The sequence below is a fragment of the Paenibacillus sp. PCH8 genome (assembly GCF_002968835.1).
Classification (GTDB): Bacteria; Bacillota; Bacilli; order Paenibacillales; family Paenibacillaceae; genus Paenibacillus.
This window is the reverse complement of record NZ_PKQK01000008.1, coordinates 66,625-89,295: the sequence shown is the minus strand read 5'-3', so window position 1 is coordinate 89,295 and position 22,671 is coordinate 66,625. Positions and strand designations below refer to the sequence as shown.

Sequence of the window (22,671 nt, the reverse complement as noted above, 5' to 3'; positions counted from 1 at the left end):
CCAGCATCAATTGGATGCTGGGCTTCTTGAAGGATTCTTGGACAAGTATTTTAAAGATCAGTCCACGGACTAGGGAAACGTTGTTGTGGCCAAGTTGTATCGAAGTAAGCTGCTACAAGTTGAGCATTCGTTGTTACACGATGGCGAACGACTTGCTCAGCTCCATCCTGAGGCTGATGTCTCAGACGAATCGAAGTAGAACTTCCTCCGTCAAGGTGAATCCCCATCGTACAACCCAAATCTTTCATGATTGTACGACCGTCAAACATCGTGATCCCTTTATTGGGGTTACCAGGATCTGCAGCATCCACGGCAATAGCAAGCACAATCTCTTGACTGCTTGGGATATAGCCCATCAAAGTACGTGGTCGCTTGTCTGACACGCCTCCAACACCCTCAGCTTCACTTGCAATTGCCGAGTTATATGATGCACTCGTCAGCGTTTGATCCAATAGTAAGCTAATCCCTCCGATAGCCCATCTCAGTGAACTTAAAGCTCCCGTCAGGTTCTGTGCGAGAACCGTCTTTTTGACTGCAACGGTACCACCGGTTGTACGATACATTGTCCCACGATTACGATCAACAGTAGAGCTACCATTTTTCAAGCAGGCCAGATTCCATGAGGAGGAGGGGCGTACTGCAGCTCCATTTTGAACAGCAATTCCAAGCATAGTTGAACCATAGAATGTTCCGTTAACGCCCTGCAAAGAAGAAGTATATACACTATTGCTACCCAGCGAACCAACTTTGAAATTATCAACGTGCATTACAAGTGTGTAAACCTCAGTTGATGTACCATTTACTGTGCGTTTGAAATGTTGAAACATAATATCACTCTCCTAATTTTATTGTGCTGATCAGCTAGAGAAGTTGGCCGTTTCTTGCTTCTCATATATAAGGGAGTTTATTCAGGATAAAGTACAACCATAAATTTCGGATTTTTAAAAAAAATCTAGTAAATGAGAAGTTCTCACCTCACCAGTTGAAGAAACAAGTAAAAAAGCCTTCACATTAGAAGGCTTTTACTTCTCTCTATGAAGAAACTCCAAAAATTCAACTAAAATCTCAGAAGTAGCTTCCTCGGTTGGGAGATATATGAATCTACTAATGTGTTGTATATCTTTCTTAAATAACTCGATTAATCTGAGCGTCGCATCTTGATCTTTATTCTTCGCTGCTGCGATCAGTGCATTGAAATCGGCGTTTGTGATATCCGTTTGATCGTTTTTCTCTTCCATTTGTTCACCGCCTGTTGGCTCATGTTATAGATTTTTGCTAATTCGGTTTCTGTGTATCCTTTTACGTATATGCTCAATAGTATCTCTCGATCCTTTTCCGATAGTTCTTCCATTAATTGTTGTAATGTAATTTTCAGATCCGATTCTTCAGTGAAAGAGACCCCCATGGTATTGAATTCATAAATAGGGCATTCGCTCTTCCTCAGTTTCTTAGCTCTATATTGTACTCTCCAGCCAATACGATAGATCTCTCTTTTATAGCGTTCATAATCTGATTGCTCTGATTGCATGTGAACTATCCCCTTTCGTAAGAATTTACTTCTACATATGTAGGGTGATTCAAACAATATTTAACAACCATAAAGAGAACATTTGTTCTTATTTATTATAACATTTCTGTATGAAATGGTGTATACTTATCACCATAATGTGTAACTTTAATTGGTTAGATGGCGTTTAATCTATAATTAGGAAGGAGATGTGGAATTCAATGAAAAAGTTAGTTTTTATCCTGGCTGCCATGTGCCTGTTATTACCGGCTTGTTCAAATGAAAACATTACGGAGACGAAACCGGCTAATGTACAAAGCAGCAATACACCTGATAAGGATAACCAAACGGAGGCTACACAAGAGTCATCCGGTTCCGTAGAAAATCAGAAGGAAGAAGACAATAATGCTGAAACAAGTAAATCAGTTGAACTAGATCTAGATCACATCAATAATGTTAATGTCAAAGGAGATCTCCTGGAATCTGTGCTTAGTGTATTTCAAGCAGTAAAAAATAACGATGTAGCTGCTAGGCACCAACTGACATATGATCCAAAAACTTTTGATCCATTTGATGGGTTGACAGAGGCCACAGCTATTACAAAAATCGAGCAGGATGACACCAGGGTTCAAGCAGTTACTGATGAATATAGTCTGAATACTTTTGCTGATGATGTAGCTATTGTCAAGGTTTCGATAGAAAGTCGCGGCAGTGTTGGAACAGGGGATTATATTTTTGTCAAAATAAAAGATCAATGGAAAGCATACCGTCATCAATAATGATTTGGCCCATAAAAGGACTCAGCCAAGGATCACACCTTCGGCTGAGTCCTTTTATGTGAAGTGTAGAAATGCTCCGTTCGATAAAATTTGTGGTTAGATTTCTAACTTCTATAAATTTACATTCATCATATTCTACGGTATACTATTCTCATTAACAGTAAGTATTAATTTTCTTTGACCCAATAATGGGACAGAGAGGGAGTAGCTGAGTAGCTTAGCATGAATATGACCATTAATTAGGAGACTGAAAACACGTGATACGTGTATTTGGGTCTCCTTTTTTGCGTCCGAAAACAGGAGGATTGTTTTTTGCAATAACATGCAGTCACGATCAAAAAGAAATTAGGGTTCATTTGTAACCTAGGTAAGAACCACATGCAATCCCAGCCGGCTGGCGGAGAAAAAAACCTCCCGCCTACCGCGGGAGAGTATGGAGGTAATAAATATGAATCAGCTTTCACTTTTTGACTATTTTCCAAATCAAAATGCAGTCTTATCTGCAAATGCTCTTGTACCTGCGGAAACAAAGGGTAGGGTTCATAGGAATTCGAAGAATTCCTATGTTTATGATGTTGGGGAAGAATTACTTGGTGCAAAAAAACACTTGAGTCAACAATCTAGAGTTGATTGGTCCAAAATTGAAGAGAACCCTTCGGTGGCATACCAAATGGTCTGCAAGAATGAATTACTAAAGGATTTTGATCTGAGAAGTCTCCAGGTTGAAGGATTTACTTCAGAAGCTGCCTTCGCGATTAAATTGATATGGGCACGAGTGTGCCAGAATCCGGAGGATACACCACAAAAGCGGGCAGACTATATTCAGGGCATAGGAGCACTACAGTCCATCTTGTCCGGAGCCAAGGATGAGGATCGCATGAATAAAGCTTTCCAGATGCTTAAAGAAGCTTTGTATCAGGCTCGACTATCAACCTATTCCCATAAAATTGATGAGCAACCTGAATTGGTCCGTTCTCAATTTTGGCTCGCATTGGGAGATCGATTTCAATCACTTTTCTTTAGTACTCGGCGCGGCCGTCCTGGCTTGTACAACTTGATTCAGAAAGCATTTTATTCTGAACAGGGTAAGGACTGGAATTGGCTGAACACAAGTAGAGTGAAAAAGACAACCATTAAAGAGAACAAAGAAAAGTGGGAACGGCTCGTTCCTGAAGAGGTAGTCCGAAAATCCAATGAACCATCTGGAGTTAATAAACCGGATGATCTAATCGATATCTTTGGTGTTAGAGGGGTTCAGTTTGGTAATTGGGTTCAGGATGTCGCTGGGAGGTATCATGTTTTAAGTTGTGGCCACGCCCTAAACGATCTGGTGGGCCTGTTAGACATTCCAAACATGGCAGCATCTTTCCATGGCTTGTTAGGATTAGCCTTTGGTGCAAGAGGATCTGGGTCAGCCTCAGCTCATTACGAGCCTGGCAGCAATATCATGAACATTACTAAACTCAGAGGTGGGGGATCCCTTTGCCATGAGTGGGCACATGCATTGGACTTCAACTTATATTCGTTCTCTCATCAATTCTCCAATGGCAAACCTCTCTCACTGACTGGACATAAGCCAGGTAACTATTTACCCCGTAATGTTGGTATCGCCTTTACTGAACTTATGAAAATTATAAAAGAGGGAGATGGTGTGAAACGCGTGATTGTTCCGGATCCGCTACCATCTGAGGAATACCAATATCGGGCTCGTGTTGTTGAATTACTCGAAATGAATAATTATGACATTGATGCTGCAATGCAGGTTCTTAAAAACGGTAATTTTAATGTAAAACCGCGAATGTGGAATGATATCGGGTTACTCTACTGTAACATTCTACAGCGTAAAGGATTAGAAGTTCCGGATTCATTCGGTGTTCCCACGGATGAAAGTAACTTCCTACTTGATGCCAGATCTCGCGGACCATACTGGAAAAGAGACCATGAACTATTTGCAAGAGCATTCGAGTCATGGATTGAAGATGAACTTCATACAGCGCAGCTGGACAATTCATATTTAGTCACCGGCACCAAATTCGGTGGGCCTTATCCATTACATGAAGAACGTGAAGACATTAACGATGCTTTCCGCAATTGGTGGCAGACATTAAACGATTCAGGCATTTTTCATGATGACCAAAATTGGAATAGATAAATGCTGAGACTGGGAAAACCACTATCACATATTCTATCTGGAGGTTATACAATGGATAAACCAACCGATATCTGCGAGGAAATAGAGATTAAGCGATTAGAGATGCATGAAGCTGGAACACTTCATGGGTTAATGTCGCCAGAGGTGTTAAGAGTATCTCAGGAGTTAGATTTGCTCCTTAATGACTTTAATAAAAGATTAAACAGAGAATGCGGCTAATCAGCCGCGTTCTTTTTTTATGATGAAAACTATTCTTCAGTTCTAATTCTTTTTAAAGCTTATTTCTAAGGATTAAAGATTGTTATTATTTATTCTCAATATTTGAGAGGGGGTCCATCAATATCTGAGATAGGATATCTCGAATTCTGAGATACCTTCTCTCAAAATTTAAAGGGGGGACTATCAAATATTGAGAAGCTAAACCGATTGTACAATTTTGAGACGCAGCTTCTCAAATTCTGAGAAGCAATAATACCGCTAAACTCTCGCTTCTCAAATTCTGAGATACGCCGCTTCTCAATTTTTGAGATGCAGACTTTCAACCTTCGAGAAGCAGCTTCTCAAAATTTTATAGACAACCTCTCAATTTTTGAGAAGCGGAATATGAGGACCAGTTCATCACTATCAGCGAGAAAAAGTTAGTTCATGGTGCTACTCAATTAACCAACTTAAACTCCTTCAGAAACTAACAAAACTTGAGTAATTACTCAAGTTTTGTTATTATTAAAGTATGGGATAATGTAGTTTTGTGGGGGTTATTATGTTTGAAGAATTCATTAAACAAGCTCGTATTAAACTTCGGATGACCCAAGAAGAAGTTGCAGATAAAGCTAATGTAAAAGCTACATATCTGAGCAAGATGGAAAGAGGTCAGCTTAGAACGCCTCCATCCGAGCAAGTACTGATTAGATTAGCATTAGTGCTTCAGCTTGAACCACACGAAGTAGTAATTAAAGCAGGGCGTATACCTATAGAATTCCAAACATTGATCCTTAAGGATGAAAATGTAGTGAGATATCTAAAAGGTAAATTAGAGGAGAATTTGGATAAGGAAGAGAGATTAACGGAGGAAGCTAAGTATGATTCTTCTGATCGCTTTCGCGATAAAATCAATTGATCAATCTAAACTAACTAGGAGAGTGAGTGTTCACACATGGATCAAAACGATGATTATCAATACTGGGTTGTTCAATTAGGACAGCTTTATTACGCAGGTGGGCTTGGCAGGACGAGCCAGATAGAAGATTCATTTAGCTATGAGTTTGTAAGCAATGAATCCCTGGCATTCCCTTTTATTCTTGATGTAGCTGCTACTCATATTGCTGAATCATGTGGTGGTACTGTCTTATCAAGACATGCAACGTTAAGAGAATACTCAGTATTGTCTGATCAAAATTCAAATTACATTAAAAGTGAGAAAGAATTTCATGCAGAACAATTACATGAAATCATAAAGACTCTAACAACCACTAAGTGACAATGTTATAACTAGAATACATCAAATTAAGTGATGAAAGCCCTCACTTGGTTTGCGTAGATTGCATTTTAATTTAGAGAGGAGTTAAAGACTATACTTACTGGATGGAAATTATACGTCACGGGTATTCTGATAATTGGTATTATGTGTGTTTTGGCACCGTTTCTAAATATTGCTGATTCAAAACAATCCATAGCATTATTCAAACTATTTTTCATTTTTACATTGGCGATATTCATTTGGGAACATCTAGATAAAAAGAAATCAGTTGATTAATTTTTATTACCTAGAACCATCTATCTCGGATTAGAAGCATTTCAACACTACATTCTAGCTATTCGAAGGGAACATTATTATATGGGTGCGGATACATGGTGTTTTAAGGAGTATCAATTTAATCCTGTTCTAACCGGGTTTTCACTAGAAACCATTGGTGATAAAGACTCTGTGTTGTACAGAGCAGGATACCATTTTGACATTGACAATTTGCTAGAAGCCCAAGGGATAAAGGGATGGTATTTATTAGTTCCGTATTTCACTGGTTACAACTACGACAATCTCGAAAAAAATGAAAAAGAATTCATCGAAGAATGTTTAGAGGGACAACCCTATAAAGGTCTTGAATTTATTAAAAGCAATAATGTCACGACAAGAATTGAAAAGGATCTTCCCACTCATCTTGATTATTTAGAATTTCTTATTAACGCCTGGAAGGACGGTTTCTATCTTTTTCATGAATATTGAAATTCTGCAGAGTGTATAATTACTCTTTAATAAAGAGCCCATTGTAAATTAATAGTTTCTGGAAATTGGGGGTTAGAATTGTGAGACACATGACATGGGTTGCAGACAATCAAATATATCTACTAGCTGCAGCGGGTATATCAATTGGTTTGCTAGCTCTTCCGCTTTTTGTTAATTATCTAATAGCTTTAAAAGCAAGAAACAAGAAAGTGATCGGATATATATACCCTGATAAAGAGAATCGTTTTTTAGTATACACCGAAAAACAGTTAGAATACTCCTCAACTGATATTTTACAAATTGAAATTTGGAATGGACTTGACTATACAAGTATTTCTAAAGAAGAAATTATCGTCCCTGAAATGTCTGGAACTCGTGCAAGAGTTAAAGTGAATAGAACCAGTTAAAACTTTGGCTGAGAGTCAAGTGAACATTACATAACCGCTGAGAATTGGAGGGGTTTGTTGTGCTACATAAAATAACAATTGATAAATCTATTGTTGAAGAAACGTTCATAACCACATTAAAAACAATAATAAACGGGATACACCCAGGAGTTTATGTTGTGTTTTTGGTAATGGCTATACTAGCATGGGGGACTTATTACCTTGAAGATAGGCAATTTAGAAAAACATTTGCGTTTTTACCAAGATACCTCTGGCCCACTAAACAATATTGGCGAGATAATAAACAAAATTTCACGAAATATTGAATTACATAAATCTTTAATCCGATTTTACAGTTTTGATTTTGACGAACTCAACTAAACGCAAGCTATATAAAAAACCGCAGTCCTCAAGCTAAGTGAGTACAGCGGTTTTTTATAGTTTCTTCATGAATTATTGGTACAAATAATCATACCTTATATCCTCTATACTTTGATCAACCTGCAGCAATGCCTCACGTATCAAAATATCCATTCGGGTACTTAACCATTCTGAAGCGAATTGAGTTGGTGAATAGACAGTCACAATGCGATCACGTTTAATACAGAATGAATCTTTAAGCCAGGTATCAAAAGACGGCTTCGTCATCTTTGTTTGTAGAATGTTGAGTGCATCAATCCATAAGTTTCTGTCCTGGTCCGATCGTTCCATTTCGAGTGATTTAACTTTGGTTTGAGTTTCCTTCTCCAATTTTTGACCTGTTTTTTGTTTTCTAACAACCGTACCTTTCTGAATTACGTTGTCATATACTTCCGTAAAATCAACTGATGGGTCCAGATGAATGACATCATCCATGTCCTCCACGATCCGCTGCATGTACTTATCGTGATCTAACCTTAATTCTGTGGGCAGCTGCTCATACAATTCAACCGGTAGAAAAGGTACCTTCTTGCGCACCTTATAAAGTGGGCTTTCCTCCAGATTGTTCTTGTCAGCATTTTGGACATTGAAGACGACAACAAATCCATACTTCTCTAAAATGCCGAGTATTCTTTTCACTGTATTGCGGCTTTTATTCATTTTTTGTGATATCAGCTTGAGGTCAGGCCAACAGTAGTCTTTATCACCGTAGCAGAAACGCTTAAGATGGCCATACAAAGCAACCCCTTCAGCGCTAAAAAAGTGCCCCCAGTAATCCCATATGTAATTACTTATAATCGTCATGTGACCATCGACGTGCGGTATGGGTTGCCCATGTTTATCTAAGCTGAACCGTCTTATTTCTTCTTCAGGTATATAGATTTTTTCGATTTCTTTTTTGGTATAAGCCTGTTCTTCTTCGTTTACGACCCGGATCTTCGATTCCTCCGTACCCGTGGGTCTATAACGATAGTACAGTAACTTATGAGGGGAACCCTTCAGGTTTTTTTCATACATAAAAACTCTCCTTTAATTGACACCCAATTAGGCAACATTGAAGAAGAGTAGGGACTTCACTTTTAAAAAACTCTGTGATAAGATGGTTTCACAAATGTTTGTAAGTAGAGTCCCTAATCTTCTAGCAATTCATGTCGTACGCTTGGCGGCCGAAGACACGATTTGCTCTCGCGATAGGGGCTTTTTTCTTTTACGGTAGTTATTTAATATAGTAATTAATTAGTAATGAGAGATAAAAAAAACACACAATTTTGAATTTGTGTGCGACTAAACAGAGGTCCGTTTCTTCGTTACGAAGAGACTTCACCCATTGCTTTGCACGCACTTCGACTATAGCATATTAATATATTAGGGTAAAGATAATTTTGGCAGTTTCTATCAAACTATGTCGTTGTCATAATTTATGACGTGTGATAAACTTAATTCAACTTAATAACGCACGCAAAGGGGCAATGATACGGCATATAAGCTGTTTATCATTGCCCCTTTCATTTCTTAACTTTACCCACCAAATGACAAATGGTATAATCACTTTAATACGAAAACGAATTGATTTTCTTCGCATCTAAAGATGGTGAAGAGTGAGATATGCTATTAAGCATCGATTTTAGATAAAGTAACAGTTGCTATAAAGGACGCCCACTATACGTGCGTCCTTTTTTTGCTATCTGTTTACGCCAGGAAGGCACATTCACTCAATGAATGTGCCTTTTTTTGCATAAGAATCGTTTGCAGCTGCAGATCTGGAAGAAGATTGACTGCTGGTGTACAGATGACTTTTCTTGGCGGGTAAATCGAATTCACAACACTAAGTCTGTACTGAATATCCAGTAGTTCAATTAAACGTCAACAATAAGGGAGGAAATATGCTCATGAAGCTACGTAGATTAAGAAATCAGCCAGGATGGTATGAGATCATGTCCCGTTGTCCGATTTGTGGTCACAAAGGATGGTGTGCAATTGATAGTGATCAGTCCGTTGTCAATTGCATGAGAATTGCATCAGACGATTACTTCGATTCCACCATGGGCAGGCAGTATAAACATTATCTTGATCCGGATAAGAGGCCTACGACTAAAGTGGAAATCATGCAGGTAGACTCTGTTGACAAAAAATCTAATCGTCACCTTAATCGTGTCTATCGAGTAATGACGCAAGAACTTCCGTTATCCGTTTTCCACGAAAATCATTTATGTGATGTTCGAAAAATGGAGGAATCGGTCATTAGAACCAGGGAATACCGGACAATGCCTGTTGGTGATCGATACAAGGTTGCCAAAAAAATCATTCATCGGTTAAGTGATGAATCTGATTTGTTGGGCGTACCAGGTTTCTTTGTAAATGAGGGACAATATGGTCCGTACTGGACGATGGCCGGATACTCTGGCCTGATGGTGCCATTTCGGTCCATCTACAATGAAATCACAGGTTGGCAGATCCGTGTAGACAATCCTCCTCTGGAGATAGACATGAAGGGAGCAATCAAAGGAGTCATTAAGAAGGAGATAGAAAAAAATGAGCTGGGTAAACGTCGTGCACAGTGCGAAATAGAAGTTCAAGGGAAAACAATGATTGTTCAACTGACAGAGAAAGAGAAGAAAGTGTGTACTTCTAAAAGCGGTCAGTTCGTTTTCAGTATTGAACTTAAACAAACCCAAAGATACTGGTGGTGGAGCAGTGGATCCAAAACAAACGGTTCTTCAATCGGTGGGCCCATTCCTTATCACTTTGCTTTACCGGCACCATGCATGCCCTATTGGCAGCTTGGTGAGAGTCCGGAAGGATTAATCGATTGTTCCGAGGTATGGGTTACCGAAGGTGCCTTAAAGGCAGATAAAGCCGCGGATGGTTTATTAAAGCCATTTTTCGGTCTGCCTGGTGTTGGATCATATCCCCTTATTTTAGAGCCGCTTAAACAATTAGGCTGTAAGCATGTTGTACTTGCTTTCGATGCAGATGCGGTGTCCACTCCAGAGGTGCAACAGGCCTTGGAATTATGCGCTGCTTTCTTCGCAGAAAATACAGATATGAAGCTTAGCTTGGCTCTGTGGGATATGTCACAAGGTAAAGGAATCGACGATTTATTGGACCTAGGCTTCACCCCCCAGGTTTCACTCATGGTAGAGTAAATAAAAAAATTTAGGGAGAGTGTTACATATGTTGAACAGAGTGGTATTGATTGGTCGGTTAACTCGTGACCCTGATTTGCGCTATACTCCGAGTGGAACTGCCGTAACTCAGTTTACTTTGGCAGTGGATAGACCTTTTACAAGTCAAGGGGGCGAAAAGGAAGCAGATTTTATCCCGATCGTCACTTGGCGTCAATTAGCAGAAACGTGTGCCAATTATTTGCGTAAAGGCCGCTTAGCTGCAGTTGAAGGTCGAATTCAGGTTCGTAATTATGAGAATAACGAGGGAAAACGCGTCTATGTCACAGAAGTTATTGCTGACAATGTTCGTTTTTTAGAATCGGCCAACCGGGATAACCGAGGTGGTAATAGTCAAAACAGATCTGATGACTCATCCGGTGGAGGGAGAAGCCAGTCTAACTATAATTCTCGTTCCAGTAATCAGGATCCATTCTCTGAAGATGGAAAACCGATTGACATCTCGGATGATGACTTGCCTTTCTGAGGTAGGAGCACATAAAAACGTTGTTGCCAATTTCATGTGGGATCTCATGGTTTGACTTCTAAATCATCAATCCTTTTAAGCCCCTGCCGCGGGGAAGTTTCTGAATCCCGCGGCGAAAGGGGTTCACATGGAGGAATATATATGGAACTGACAGTGGGAGTTACTATTTATATCTTGCATCTTGTAGACGGGGGAATTATAAGAAGAACATGTGCTAGATATGAACTCTCTGAGTTACTACCTTTAGTTGAACAAGAGTGCTTTAATTTCCTAATGGATAATGGTTTTACTGCAAGCGACACAGTTTTATCATTGGACGACGGATATGCCGAAATTATTCGCGTTAATATGTACCCTTCCAATGATGAAGAAAAAATTTGGACCTATCATTTTGACGGTACCGAAAGGTTAGATGATTCATTGAAACAGATCAAATATCCGGTTGAAGCAGCTAATCCAACAATCCTTACGGAAGAAAAGATGCGTACGCTTATCAATGTATCTTTAGGTAGAAGTGTTCCACTGATGGGGGATATCATTGTCGATATGATGAGAGGAATGTTCTCTCCTCAATCTAATGGCAGTGATTCTGAGAACTGATATGACAGATAAAACGGGGAATTTGATGCAAAATTTAGGTGTAATTGAAAAGAACTATGAACTTGGGGCAGTGAGTACACTTGAGTGTGACTGTTGCAGCGGCATCTCATATCAGCACGGTAAAATCACGGTATGCTCTTTTTACCCAATTGGAGATCCGTACACTAATTTATGTGTACATGAGGTAGAAGGAAAGTTGAAGTTAACCATACGATCATATCATTTGGGACTAAGCATTTCTTATCCTGCTATGGACAAAAAAGAGCTGCTTGATTGCTGGTTTATGGATTGCATATGGTTGCCAGACATTTCAAAGAACTTGTTTAACACAGCAATTTTACGTCTCATCCCAAGTTACATCACACGAAATGAATTAGATCTTCATCGTAATTCCATGAGAGCGAGACAGCCGAGCATACCGGTATGCCTATTATAGATATCACATAAGGAGAGTGTTTTATTATGTTAACGGATAAAAACTTTAAATTCTTCGCACAAGGGGCATACACCCATGAAGACGAGGATGTATTGGATGCTGCATTTCGTGAGTTATTAAAAGCACTGGGTGGTAACGTTACAACACTTAACGGAAAAACGATTGTCCTTCGTTACCCGCAGTTTGCAGCTGAAGAAGTTGCACTTCCAATCGTAAAGAAACACGGATTGAAAAGAGCATAATAGAACGACAGATTAATTAGAAACACAGTTGAATTAACGGTAACCCTTCCAGATTTCATTAGTGGAGAGGGTTACCGTTTTTTTCTGATCATTGGTTCAACTAGTGATTGGTAGAAATAAGTAGTCCAGTTGGAAGTTATACTAATTTTTGCTACAATCATCAATGTGTTGTTTATAAACTGCCGATTGTTGGGGGAATTAACGTGCGAGATAATTACGAAAATTTTAAGCGAATGTGGGATATGAATTCTTTGATCGTGTTGGATACAAATGTTCTTTTACGTCTTTATAGCCTTAGTCCTAAGGCTATAAATCAAGCGCTTACAATTCTAAATTCCTCAAAAAGTAAAATTTGGCTTCCAGCTCAAGTTGTGAAGGAATTCAATGATAATCATAAAAAAGAACAATCCCGTAATTTCAAGAAATATGACGACTTCTTAAAGTCAATTCGCAATGTTATTGAGAAAACCCGTTATTCTCTTGAAGGAGACTTCATTAAATATCAAGAATTTGATTACCCTTTTCTTACTGAATTTAAAAAGCGGATTAATGATAGTATCAAAGAGATGCAAGAAGCCGCAGGTATGTACGAGAAAGATATCAAAAATGAAATCGAGATAAATGCTAGAACGCTTCATGATGATGAAATAAATATGTTTCTTGTTGGAATTATTGAGTCGGGTGCTACTGGAAAGCCCTTCACTCTCGCGAAATTAATATCAATAATTCAGGAAGGTGAAATTAGATATAAGCATCTTATACCACCAGGATTTGAGGATATTAAAAAGGACCACGATGATGCATCCAAACAGCGGAAGTATGGTGATTTGATCTTATGGAAGCAAACACTTATCAAAGCAAAAGCAGAAGCCAAGGCATTAATATTTGTAACAAATGATATAAAACAAGATTGGTGGAAATTCGAAAATAAAAAGCCTATTGAAGCTCGACCAGAACTTACTGACGAATTTAGAGATGAAGTTGAGAAGGATTTCATCATGATAAGTGGAGCAAACTTTATCAGTTATGTCTCAGAAATGAATGATATTGATGATAAACAAGCTTACTTAGAATTGTTTTCAACAGAGATGTGTCAGGACATATTTCAAAATGAGGATTGGAAACCATTGTTACTAGATAAGATAGACATGTATCTCAGTCTTGGTGGAGATTTGGATCAATATATAGGAAACGCCTTGCTTTATAAAGTTGATATTATTGGGGTTGATGATGAATTAATTGAAATGTTAATGGTTAAGGGGATTCATATTGACAAGGAGAAGGCTCATATTCAAGGGCAATTTACTATTCAGGTTGAGCTTACTGCTGATACTTCTATATTTACTGGTTATACAGTTCATTCAGCAAAAGGAATGTGTACAGTAGATGTTACCTTCTCTGTAGAATTTGAATTAGAAACTTACGAAAAGAAAGAGCATTATAAAAAGGGAACCGTAGACTTTGATTTTGCAGGATTTAAAGTAATAACTTATGTTGAATTCGATTAACTCGAAGTTACGGGGGCAACTCTTTGATTAGAAATTGGATTGAAGTAGAGAGGATATGCATATTTTGATATAATATATACCAAAAGGTATAAAGAATTTTAATAGTATTGATGTTCTTATACCTTTTGGTTGAAAGTTACATAACAATGCTGTATTATCAGCTTATTACGATTGAATTATTTATTTTCACTGCTGTTCAATACAGCTAGTGAGGGAGCCGTTCAAAGAGAACACATAAAAATTGGCATCGTTTAGCCATGGAGAATTAAAGGAACATACCACAGGTATGTCTTTTTTTATTTCCATGGCTTTTTTGCGTGCCCACATCAGGAGGAATTTCAATGGTTAAGCTATTAGACCTGCAAGAACAAGAGATTTCGGAGAACGTAGTTGTCAATGATTTGCAATTTGAAATTGAGCATGAACAGATTCTTGACGTACTCACTGTATGTGCAAAAATCGTTCCTAAGTCAGGGTCAATTCCTATTTTGCAAAATCTGAAATTTGACATTAAAGGCGAGACGTTATTTATTACGGCGATGGACACGGAACAATCTTTACTTCAGATGATACCCATTACCAATACAGGTGGTTCTGCCGGTAGTTTCCTGTTTCCGGCTAGAGAAGGTATTGATTTGCTGAAACGATTGCCACATGGGAATTTAACCTTTGTGAAAGAGGGATGGACTATTCATATATCGTATGGGAAGAGGGGAAAAGCGAATCTGAAGATCTTATCTTCCGAGGAGTATCCGAATTTACCTCAGCCTGTCACAGATGAATTTTTACAGATCCCGTCTCAAGTTCTTAGAAAGGCAGCTAACGCTGCAAGGTTTGCTTTAGGTGATGATAAGACACCGGCATTAACAGGAGTTCATTTATATAATCATGAGGGGAAGCTGGGTTTTGTGGCTACTGATCGGCATCGGGTCTTTCGTTACGTCACTGATGTAGACATTTTAGACCCAGATCAATTCGTATCAGCCCTTATACCAGCAATTGCTTTTAAGCAAATTGTAGATTCCTTTCATGGTGAACAGGTCGATCTCAGTATCACTAAGCATTATTTGATCCTGAGAGAAAAGAATTCGATATATTTTGGGAGACAACTCGATCTCACCTTCCCACTAGATTCACTAAACGTGATCTTCAGGGGTGAGAATAAAGGCATGCAGCTATCAATTAATCAGAGTGAATTAAATGATACTCTGAATCGAGCACTGTCTTTGGATGCAACGAACAACCGGGTGACGTTAGAAGTAGATGAGTATGGTGTGTTTGTGGTTCATACGGAATCTGAAAACAGTGAGGTCTGTGATCCCTTTGAAGACGTCGCTGTAGGAGAAGATTTTCCTGTAATGAAATTCAACGGAAGATACCTGAAAGATGCAATCACGATTTGTGACAAGGGCATTCAAAATATTCATCTTCGGGTGAGTGGGAGTAGTCTACCTGGATTTGTTTCCTTTGAAGGAGATCCTTCTATCATGGTAGTCATCAATCCAGTGAGATAAGAGTGAATTAAAACAATGAGGAGCTGGCCGAGCTTGTGCCGGCTTCTTTATTTTTGAGGAGGATAATATGAGCAATCACAATCTAAAGGGTATGTTCGATCGAATCCAGAGAAATAAGGTCCGGATGGGGAATTACGAAACAACCGAAAAGGACCTGCATTGTCTACGCAGTCTGCTTCAGTATCCCAATGAAGCTTTTTCAGTAGCCGACTTTTGTGCAGGCAGCGGGAATGCTCTAGAGACTCTCAGCGACGATTCTCAGGCTGTTACCTTTGGGATTGAACCCAACGAGAACAAATATATGGAGTTACGTCAGAGAGCGAATTTCGCTTTGTTTGGGGGATATGAGGAGTGTCGTATCAGTAGGGATACCTTTAGGTTGATGTATCTTAATCCTCCTTACGATTCTGATAGTGAGACTGCAAGTTCGAAATTGGAGAGGAAAGAGAAACGATTCCTCCGGCAGCTCCTTCAGTATGTTTCTGCAGACGGGATTTTGATTTATAACATTCCCGCGGCCGTATGACGAAAGATGTGGTCACGATGCTTGTGGCCAATCTGGATGATATTCGAATTTATCAGTCACATGATGATACATATCACCAGGTATATACGATTGGTCGAAAACGTGCGGAGAAGATGATAAATCGTAATGAAGTCCAACGTATCTTGGATCTTCTACATGAGGACAATGAACTGGAACGAATTCCTTTTTTAGAGCAACCGCTTTACAAAGTGAAAGCAGGTAATTTTAATTTAAAGCTATTTCGCTCGAGTCACATGGATGTGGAGCAGATCGTGAAGGTTTCTTTGGCATCGTCATTAACGAAGAAAACAATGGACTGGACGACTCCCAAGAAACCATCAGAGAAGCTGCAGCCACTCTTACCAGATAAAGAGATGCATCGGGTCATGAGGATGGCTTCAGGTAAACTGAACGGGAAAGTCGGTTCAGGTGAGCTCCTGCATGTACTAAAGGGGATTGTGAAGAAGGCTATAATTCAATCCGTTGAAGAAACTGCTACTGAACAAATCATTACGGACAAAGAGGTATATAAAATTACGTTTAAAACTGTAGATCGCTACGGCACCATTCGTACAATCGAAGGTTAATTCAGGAGGTCATATAAATGAAATTTATGGAGTTTCGACATAAGGATATCTATGTAAAAGTACACTCATCACTCATTGTAACTCGTGAAGTCTTTGAAAAAGAGAAGAAACTTCGGGATGAACTAGTGTATGCCAATGTCATTGATATTGATTCCAGGGTACAGGCTGTATTTGCCCAGTTTCATTCCGCGAGAAAAGCAAGTGACGTGTACTTTATGTTGATGCATGCACCAGGAATCGGAGAAAAGAATTATGATAAATCATCGTTTTCTGTCCGGCCTGCAGGAAAGTATAAACATCAGTCACAGCGTGAAGATGAGACCTTAGTATCTGGGGTTGTTGTTAGTGAAAGAGCCCTACAGCGACAGCAAGATGGGTATATCATCTTTGCTTGGGACGGGAAAATAGAAGAGAAATTGTTTTGGGCGATGGATAGCTACTATGAGACTCCGCTGCTGAGAGAATGGACAGCGTATCTCATGGACATGTTGATCGAGGACAAACGTTTTGTTCCACTCACCGTGTATGATTTTGATGGGAATTATTCCGAATTGGTAGTGTACGATCTAATCGCTAACGAGGATGTATTAGATGAATATGTTACCCGCGGATTACAGAACGGAAAGATCACATTGACGGAGATTGAACAGGAGGCCATATAATGCAGACAGAAAATCAGATTGCAGTCCTAGAAGATCGTCCACTTGAGACCTTAGGTGACATTCAGAGTATAAGTGACTATTTGCACATGTTTGGTCCTGATTTGATCAAGCGCCTAAATAGTGAGTATATCCCTGTTCATCATCCTGGTACAGATAGTCCTTTAGAGGTCCTCGAAGAGATTAAACGGCCTTTATTTAATGCTCAAGCCCATGTGGTCACAGCTTTAATTAAAGGGTTCCAGAAGCACAAAAGGCTCTTTTTAATAGGAGGCATGGGTACCGGCAAAACTGCTATATCCATTTCTACTTTTTTTTCACTTATACGCGAGATGTTGAAGGGGACAGGTAGAGTCATTTACATGGTTCCAAATCATCTGCTAAAGAAAACGAAGCGAGAAATCTCTATTTTATTGGATAAGGAATTGTATGAAGCTCGTTATCTAAAGAGTTATCAGGATGTGATTCAACTGCGGGACAGCGGGATCATGAATTCGCCCCCAACCAAAATAGAAGTTTATATCATTGCCAGAGATACGTGCAAACTCGGTTACATGTATGAACCTGTAGCGAAGTGGGTTGACCGTACATATGAGAAACATGTTGGTCATGGAGAGCAAAAGGAATCTTTCATGAAGACCAGTTTCAAAGGATGGGTTTGTCCTGATTGTGGCGGGCAACTGATGAAAAAGGAAGAGGGGGATGCCGTCCCTCTGGAGTACGATGATTTTTATAATAAACATGGTAAACCTGCACGTCGGAAGTATAATCTCTCATGTTCAAATCAGCTTAGATTATATAAGAATGCAGATCCAGATAAAGATGAGTACCGCGAGTGTGGTGCACGTCTGTGGTCGGCAAAGAATAAAAACAAAATGAACATTGCTGGAGAACGCGTTAAAGTGTCTGGGGCAGCACCCCGAAAAGTTTCGCCTGCAGATCTGTTCAAGCGCTATTTCAAACGTAAATTTGATTTAACAATCGGAGATGAGTGCCACGAACTCACTGGTGGGAGTGCTCAAGCCCATGCATTTCATGTGCTTATGGGTTGTGCCAAAAACACAGTCGCTATGACCGGTACTCTGATGAATGGTTACGCGAGTAACTTGTTCGAACTGATCTTCCGGATGTATCCTAACCGGATGAAGCATATGGGCTTTATGTGGGGTGACGTCGGTAAGTGGATTGATCTTTATGGTGTTAGGGAAAAAACGACGAAGATCAAGAAAAATGTAGAGATGAATAGTTCAAGTAATGGCTCACCGGTGAAGGTGAGCACGAAAGAACTGCCTGCAGCAGCTCCTCAGCTCTATACAGATATTTTAAGTGATGTATCATGCTTTATTCAGATGTCTGATATGTTTGAGGTTCTGCCTACACTTGATCAGGGGCCTATGTTCGTGGACATGGAAGGTGAAAGACGATTTGTAAATAACGTCACTAAGATTCATAAAAGACCAGGTAGCAGACGACGTCTAAAAAAAGGGATGCGGCTAGTGGCTCCGTCCTGGTATCTTCAGAATAACCTAGATATAATCTCGAACAAACTGAGAAGCGCGGTTGAGAAGGAACTGGCGGTGGGACAATCAGTTTTGTTAGGGAGTTTGGTGAATACATTACTGTCTTATCCCGATGTTCCTTTTAACTTCAAAGGTGTTTATCATCCGGACACAGGTGAAGAGATCGTTTCACCAATGTATCGTTTAAGTGACCGGGTAATCTATCCAAAAGAGCAGCAATTGCTTAAATTTGTGAAGTCACGGATTAGAGCGGGCCGTAAGGTAGGTATCTATGCAACGTATACCGGAAAATTGGGTACTCTACAGCGATTACAGTTGCTGCTGGAGGAGCAAAACATTAAGACAGCAGTTCTTGAGTCTAATGTTGAGGGTCCGGAGCGAGAAGAATGGATTGCACAAAAGGAAAGGGAAGGGATACAAGTCTTGTTGACGAACCCGATACTTGTGAGTACGGGGCTGGATCTACTTGGCTTCCCTTCACTGTTTTTCTATCAGACTGGTCATCGTTTGACGATTGTTCGTCAAGCAAGTGGAAGACATTGGCGCATTGGTCAGAAAAACGCTTGTGAGACTGTCTACAGTGGGTACAAAGGGTCTATGCAGGAACTTGCCATTAATCTAATGGCAACTAAAATGAACGCAGCCTTAGCCCTTGAAGGACAGTTTAGTGAGGATGGTTTATCCGCATTGACGGATAGTTCTGGTGGTGGTAGTTTGGCTAATGAGTTGGCTAAACGTTTCATTGGAAATAAAATAGATGGTGTAGAGAGTGCAGAATCGATCTGGGGTAAGATGACCATAGATGCTACTCAATTTGCGACTCAAATAGAGTCGGCCACTGTCGGTGCAGTTGAAGTAGTAGTGGAAGAAAACTTTAACAGCGAATTGCTTCCTGTCAGCAATCGCTATCACGGAAAAACGCTTGAGGATGCTATCTTGAGCTGGGCTAATCACCATATTCCAAGTGATCTTGTTCCTCGTTTTACGAAACATATTGAATTTGTTTCACAGCATGTTTTACGTGGAGTAGAGGGTCTGTCGTACTCAAGAGCGTCACTCGTTGGTGATATGGAACTTGTGTGGGATCCATCTGCCATAAGCGGGGATGAAACAGCATTCCGTAGATGGGCGTTTAATCTGACGAATATGCCTGTACAGGTGAGAGCCGGTATAGATGAATGGACTCCGTCAGTTGTTATCGAAGGAAAGAAAGGGAAGACGAAAAGAAAGAAAATCTATAACGTATCTGAAGGGCAAATCGCTTTTATTTTGTAAGCATTAGTTCTTGCTCAGATCCCCCTCCCATTTTCTAATAGGGTGGGGGATCTTTTATTTCAATACATTATATATAGCAGTTCACAAATTGTTATATGAAGTATTGTTTGTAGAAAGTATACTATATTTGTTCGTATTTTATTCTGAAGGAGAGATTCTAAATGCTAGGGAGAAATGATATTTGTTTATGTTCAAGTGGAAAGAAGTATAAGAAATGCCACGGCAATGATGAGGTATATAACAAAGAAATTTTAATTATTCCATTTGAACATCCTCAGAAAAAAGTAATTTGTGATACATATGTAGCAATAAATGAGGATTTTAGACGTAACCCTAATCCTGGATCTTGCCATATCACATCGAGCGTGATGTATGTACTACTGCAAGAGCAAAACGTTGAATGTGAAGTATGTATTGGAGAAGTTGAGGTGCCTGGCTTAGGATATTTTGATCATTCTTGGATTGAGATAGATGGGGTACCTTTTGATATTGCTATTCAATTGACGTTGGATGAGAAGCGACATTCACGAGTGTATGCTGGACATGATTTAAATGAATGTTCAATTGATCCATCTATGGTGAATTATCGATTTAGTAAAGATGGTTTAGATAATAGAGTTGCTGGAGAAATCTATAGAACACCATTAACAAACTATCTCGATAATGCACCGGATCAGCGGGGATGGGAAACAATTGAAAGAATTTCATCGAAATTGGGAATTGATATTAGTCGTAATGTTTTAAGAGAAAAATACAAACACACTGGACGTAAATTGATAGAGGTATAGATTTAAAGTAGAAGACGAACAATCCTAGTGGTTGTTCGTCTTACTTTTTCGATGTACAAAGCAATTAGATTTTTTATCATATATTAATTAGTTAATTAATTAATTGTTTGGAGAAAATGAAAAACCGTTATATGATAAAAATATAACTTGAATTAGGGGGAACGAGAATTATGAGTACAAAACAGAAAATTTATCCAACTTGCAATCTATGCGACAAATTAAATGCAGATATGACCCACTGTGCAATATATGGACCGGTATCATTAGCAGAAACAAACAACACAGCCATCGGAGCTGCTTGTACTAAATCTGGTGATTATGTACGTTTATTGCATGCTGTACCTAATGATTTTAATTATGGCTTCACATCTGATGGTAAGACTATAGATGAAGCTGCTGACGAGGAATTGTTGGTCTATGATGCCGGCAAAGAACTTGATGGTTTTAAGTTGAAGCACGGACTTACTCTTCAAGAATGGGCTGAACAAGCATTTTCAGAGAGAAAAAGAGATTAGGGGATGTCGAATATGTTTATCCGTTCAAAAGGTGTTCTTGCTTTGGGATTATTATTTTTTCTAAGTGCAGGTTGCTCCTCAACTGATTCATTTGATCGAGTAAGTACGATGTTTACTTCTTCTTTTTCAGATCCAGAGCAATCTGTGAGTATTCAGTCCTCTAACATTGAATATGCTTTTACTCAAAAAGATCAGCATCCGGAAAAACTTCTTATCCAGGTGATTGATGATGCACAAGATACTTTAGATATCTCAATCTATAGTTTGACTGAAAGAAACATTACGAATTCAATAATTAATGCTCATCAACGTGGGGTAAAAGTTCGAGTTATTACAGATCGCTCTCAATCAGAAGGTGAAGCACAAGCTAAAAGAATACATCAGCTTTTAGACGAAGGTATAAAGGTAAAGGAAAATACACATAGTGGTTTGATGCATCATAAAACAACGATCGCGGATCGTTCGGTTGCTACTACGGGTTCGTTTAACTATTCAGCAGCTGCCACAAAATATAATGATGAGGTCCTGGTTGTGATTCATGATAATGTTATTGCTGAATATTGGTCAGACGTTTTTCAAGAGATGTGGTTGGATCAAGAAAGGTTTGCTGCAATATCTTTGTAGCTGTGGATCCAAAATTAATTCATGAAGGAGATAGGTATGAATAATACTTCTATTAATCAGTTAGTCTCACATGGGTGGACGTTAGAAGTGTGGGAAGCTCGTTATGGGGGAGACGTGTTGGCGATGATTGGCCCTGCAGATTATGTTGATCAATTACGTGATATTACAGGTGGTGGAGATATTGAAGCAGTTGAGCTTGAATGGTATTTAGATAATAAAGGATCGTGGATTCCAGCAGCACAAGCTAAAAATGTTGGTGAAGCGCTTAATAAACTTGAAAATAAGATAAAGTTACTTGTTGATAATAATGATTGGAAAGATGCTGTTCATTCTGTATACCTTCGAATTATTGAGGTGAGTGATGGATCGTATGGTTTAAAAACAGCTACAATTGACCTGAATGAGAAAATTTTTTATCGGCCACAAGGCATCTGAAAGTGCGGGGAAATGATTCTAAGCCTATGTGTTGAAGCATAAACTACTGAAGGATGTAGCTGTATTTCATGAGGTAAGAGTGATAATTGTATGAAAGGCCACACGAAAAGGGTGACTTACGACTTTATCTGAATCTATTCTTCTTTAGATATATATTTTTATTATTTTAGTTTTTATTTTTAATGTTTTGCTTGTTTAAGAGATTGATAGAGTAAAGCCACGACTGGCTTGAAGGACCTTTAATGCCACATTTAAGGGAGTAAAGGGCCACAGATATAGGAGTGAAAGGCCACACATACAATTCCTAAGAAGCCACACCAAAGGGA

Annotated in this window: 24 protein-coding genes; 21 read left to right on the top strand and 3 right to left on the bottom strand. The window is 39.1% G+C overall.

Annotated elements, in window-relative coordinates:
- Positions 1 to 50: 50 nt before the first annotated feature.
- Together C0Q44_RS28315 and C0Q44_RS28305 are read right to left on the bottom strand one after the other, a co-directional pair.
- Positions 51 to 827 (bottom strand): phosphodiester glycosidase family protein, encoded by a 777-nt coding sequence (locus C0Q44_RS28315; protein ID WP_105410486.1) that lies wholly within the window; start codon positions 825 to 827, stop codon positions 51 to 53.
- 356 nt (positions 828 to 1,183) lie between these two features.
- A complete protein-coding gene (locus C0Q44_RS28305) occupies positions 1,184 to 1,528 on the bottom strand; it encodes a sigma factor-like helix-turn-helix DNA-binding protein (protein ID WP_105410484.1) in 345 nt (114 codons plus the stop codon).
- 200 nt (positions 1,529 to 1,728) lie between these two features.
- Here C0Q44_RS28305 and C0Q44_RS28300 point away from each other — a divergent pair, with 200 nt between their 5' ends.
- The 7 genes from C0Q44_RS28300 to C0Q44_RS28270 all read left to right on the top strand — a co-directional run bounded on the left by C0Q44_RS28300 (position 1,729) and on the right by C0Q44_RS28270 (position 7,066).
- On the top strand, positions 1,729 to 2,286 hold the full coding sequence (locus C0Q44_RS28300) for a hypothetical protein (RefSeq protein WP_105410483.1): 558 nt from the start codon (positions 1,729 to 1,731) through the stop codon (positions 2,284 to 2,286).
- A gap of 448 nt (positions 2,287 to 2,734) precedes the next feature.
- Positions 2,735 to 4,438, top strand: coding sequence for an LPD1 domain-containing protein (locus C0Q44_RS28295; protein ID WP_105410482.1), 1,704 nt, complete (start codon positions 2,735 to 2,737; stop codon positions 4,436 to 4,438).
- 51 nt (positions 4,439 to 4,489) lie between these two features.
- Positions 4,490 to 4,657 (top strand): aspartyl-phosphate phosphatase Spo0E family protein, encoded by a 168-nt coding sequence (locus tag C0Q44_RS28290; protein ID WP_105410481.1) that lies wholly within the window; start codon positions 4,490 to 4,492, stop codon positions 4,655 to 4,657.
- 541 nt (positions 4,658 to 5,198) lie between these two features.
- Complete coding sequence (locus C0Q44_RS28285) at positions 5,199 to 5,555, top strand: helix-turn-helix domain-containing protein (protein ID WP_105410480.1); 357 nt, start codon at positions 5,199 to 5,201, stop codon at positions 5,553 to 5,555.
- A 36-nt stretch (positions 5,556 to 5,591) separates the two neighbouring features.
- Positions 5,592 to 5,915, top strand: a complete 324-nt coding sequence (locus C0Q44_RS28280; protein WP_105410479.1) for a hypothetical protein — start codon at positions 5,592 to 5,594, stop codon at positions 5,913 to 5,915.
- Between the two features lie 357 nt (positions 5,916 to 6,272).
- Positions 6,273 to 6,659 carry a hypothetical protein gene (locus C0Q44_RS28275; RefSeq protein ID WP_105410478.1) on the top strand — a complete coding sequence of 129 codons (387 nt, stop codon included), beginning with the start codon at positions 6,273 to 6,275 and terminating at the stop codon, positions 6,657 to 6,659.
- Between the two features lie 89 nt (positions 6,660 to 6,748).
- On the top strand, positions 6,749 to 7,066 hold the full coding sequence (locus C0Q44_RS28270; RefSeq protein WP_181151210.1) for a hypothetical protein: 318 nt from the start codon (positions 6,749 to 6,751) through the stop codon (positions 7,064 to 7,066).
- Positions 7,067 to 7,498: 432 nt separating this feature from the next.
- Here C0Q44_RS28270 and C0Q44_RS28260 read toward each other — a convergent pair whose 3' ends face one another.
- The gene (locus C0Q44_RS28260; protein WP_105410475.1) at positions 7,499 to 8,482 is read right to left on the bottom strand and encodes a helix-turn-helix domain-containing protein; all 984 of its coding nucleotides are present in this window, start codon (positions 8,480 to 8,482) and stop codon (positions 7,499 to 7,501) included.
- Positions 8,483 to 9,354: 872 nt separating this feature from the next.
- Here C0Q44_RS28260 and C0Q44_RS28255 point away from each other — a divergent pair.
- The 14 genes from C0Q44_RS28255 (at position 9,355) to C0Q44_RS28190 (ending at position 22,345) form a co-directional block, all read left to right on the top strand.
- The gene (locus C0Q44_RS28255; RefSeq protein WP_105410474.1) at positions 9,355 to 10,611 is read left to right on the top strand and encodes a toprim domain-containing protein; all 1,257 of its coding nucleotides are present in this window, start codon (positions 9,355 to 9,357) and stop codon (positions 10,609 to 10,611) included.
- A gap of 28 nt (positions 10,612 to 10,639) precedes the next feature.
- Positions 10,640 to 11,116 (top strand): single-stranded DNA-binding protein, encoded by a 477-nt coding sequence (ssb, locus tag C0Q44_RS28250; RefSeq protein ID WP_105410473.1) that lies wholly within the window; start codon positions 10,640 to 10,642, stop codon positions 11,114 to 11,116.
- 141 nt (positions 11,117 to 11,257) lie between these two features.
- Entirely contained in the window at positions 11,258 to 11,716 is a 459-nt protein-coding gene (locus tag C0Q44_RS28245; RefSeq protein ID WP_105410472.1) for a hypothetical protein, read from the top strand.
- A gap of 462 nt (positions 11,717 to 12,178) precedes the next feature.
- On the top strand, positions 12,179 to 12,394 hold the full coding sequence (locus C0Q44_RS28240) for a hypothetical protein (protein WP_105410471.1): 216 nt from the start codon (positions 12,179 to 12,181) through the stop codon (positions 12,392 to 12,394).
- A gap of 203 nt (positions 12,395 to 12,597) precedes the next feature.
- Positions 12,598 to 13,902, top strand: coding sequence for a PIN-like domain-containing protein (locus tag C0Q44_RS28235; protein WP_105410470.1), 1,305 nt, complete (start codon positions 12,598 to 12,600; stop codon positions 13,900 to 13,902).
- Between the two features lie 341 nt (positions 13,903 to 14,243).
- Positions 14,244 to 15,416 carry a DNA polymerase III subunit beta gene (gene dnaN / locus C0Q44_RS28230; RefSeq protein ID WP_105410469.1) on the top strand — a complete coding sequence of 391 codons (1,173 nt, stop codon included), beginning with the start codon at positions 14,244 to 14,246 and terminating at the stop codon, positions 15,414 to 15,416.
- 67 nt (positions 15,417 to 15,483) lie between these two features.
- Positions 15,484 to 15,942: a DUF6094 domain-containing protein gene (locus C0Q44_RS31960; protein ID WP_105410468.1), complete on the top strand. Its 459-nt coding sequence runs from the start codon at positions 15,484 to 15,486 to the stop codon at positions 15,940 to 15,942.
- Complete coding sequence (locus C0Q44_RS28220; protein ID WP_105410467.1) at positions 15,939 to 16,529, top strand: hypothetical protein; 591 nt, start codon at positions 15,939 to 15,941, stop codon at positions 16,527 to 16,529. The genes C0Q44_RS31960 and C0Q44_RS28220 overlap by 4 nt, the downstream gene beginning before the upstream one ends.
- Before the next feature lie 17 nt (positions 16,530 to 16,546).
- Complete coding sequence (locus C0Q44_RS28215) at positions 16,547 to 17,191, top strand: hypothetical protein (RefSeq protein ID WP_105410466.1); 645 nt, start codon at positions 16,547 to 16,549, stop codon at positions 17,189 to 17,191.
- A complete protein-coding gene (locus tag C0Q44_RS28210; protein WP_105410465.1) occupies positions 17,191 to 19,983 on the top strand; it encodes a helicase-related protein in 2,793 nt (930 codons plus the stop codon). The genes C0Q44_RS28215 and C0Q44_RS28210 overlap by 1 nt, the downstream gene beginning before the upstream one ends.
- 161 nt (positions 19,984 to 20,144) lie before the next feature.
- Complete coding sequence (locus C0Q44_RS28205) at positions 20,145 to 20,771, top strand: YecA family protein (RefSeq protein WP_105410464.1); 627 nt, start codon at positions 20,145 to 20,147, stop codon at positions 20,769 to 20,771.
- Between the two features lie 170 nt (positions 20,772 to 20,941).
- Positions 20,942 to 21,286, top strand: a complete 345-nt coding sequence (locus C0Q44_RS28200) for a pepsin/retropepsin-like aspartic protease family protein (protein WP_105410463.1) — start codon at positions 20,942 to 20,944, stop codon at positions 21,284 to 21,286.
- 12 nt (positions 21,287 to 21,298) lie between these two features.
- Positions 21,299 to 21,910, top strand: coding sequence for a phospholipase D-like domain-containing protein (locus tag C0Q44_RS28195; protein ID WP_105410462.1), 612 nt, complete (start codon positions 21,299 to 21,301; stop codon positions 21,908 to 21,910).
- A 36-nt stretch (positions 21,911 to 21,946) separates the two neighbouring features.
- A complete protein-coding gene (locus C0Q44_RS28190; RefSeq protein WP_105410461.1) occupies positions 21,947 to 22,345 on the top strand; it encodes a hypothetical protein in 399 nt (132 codons plus the stop codon).
- Positions 22,346 to 22,671 lie beyond the last annotated feature (326 nt).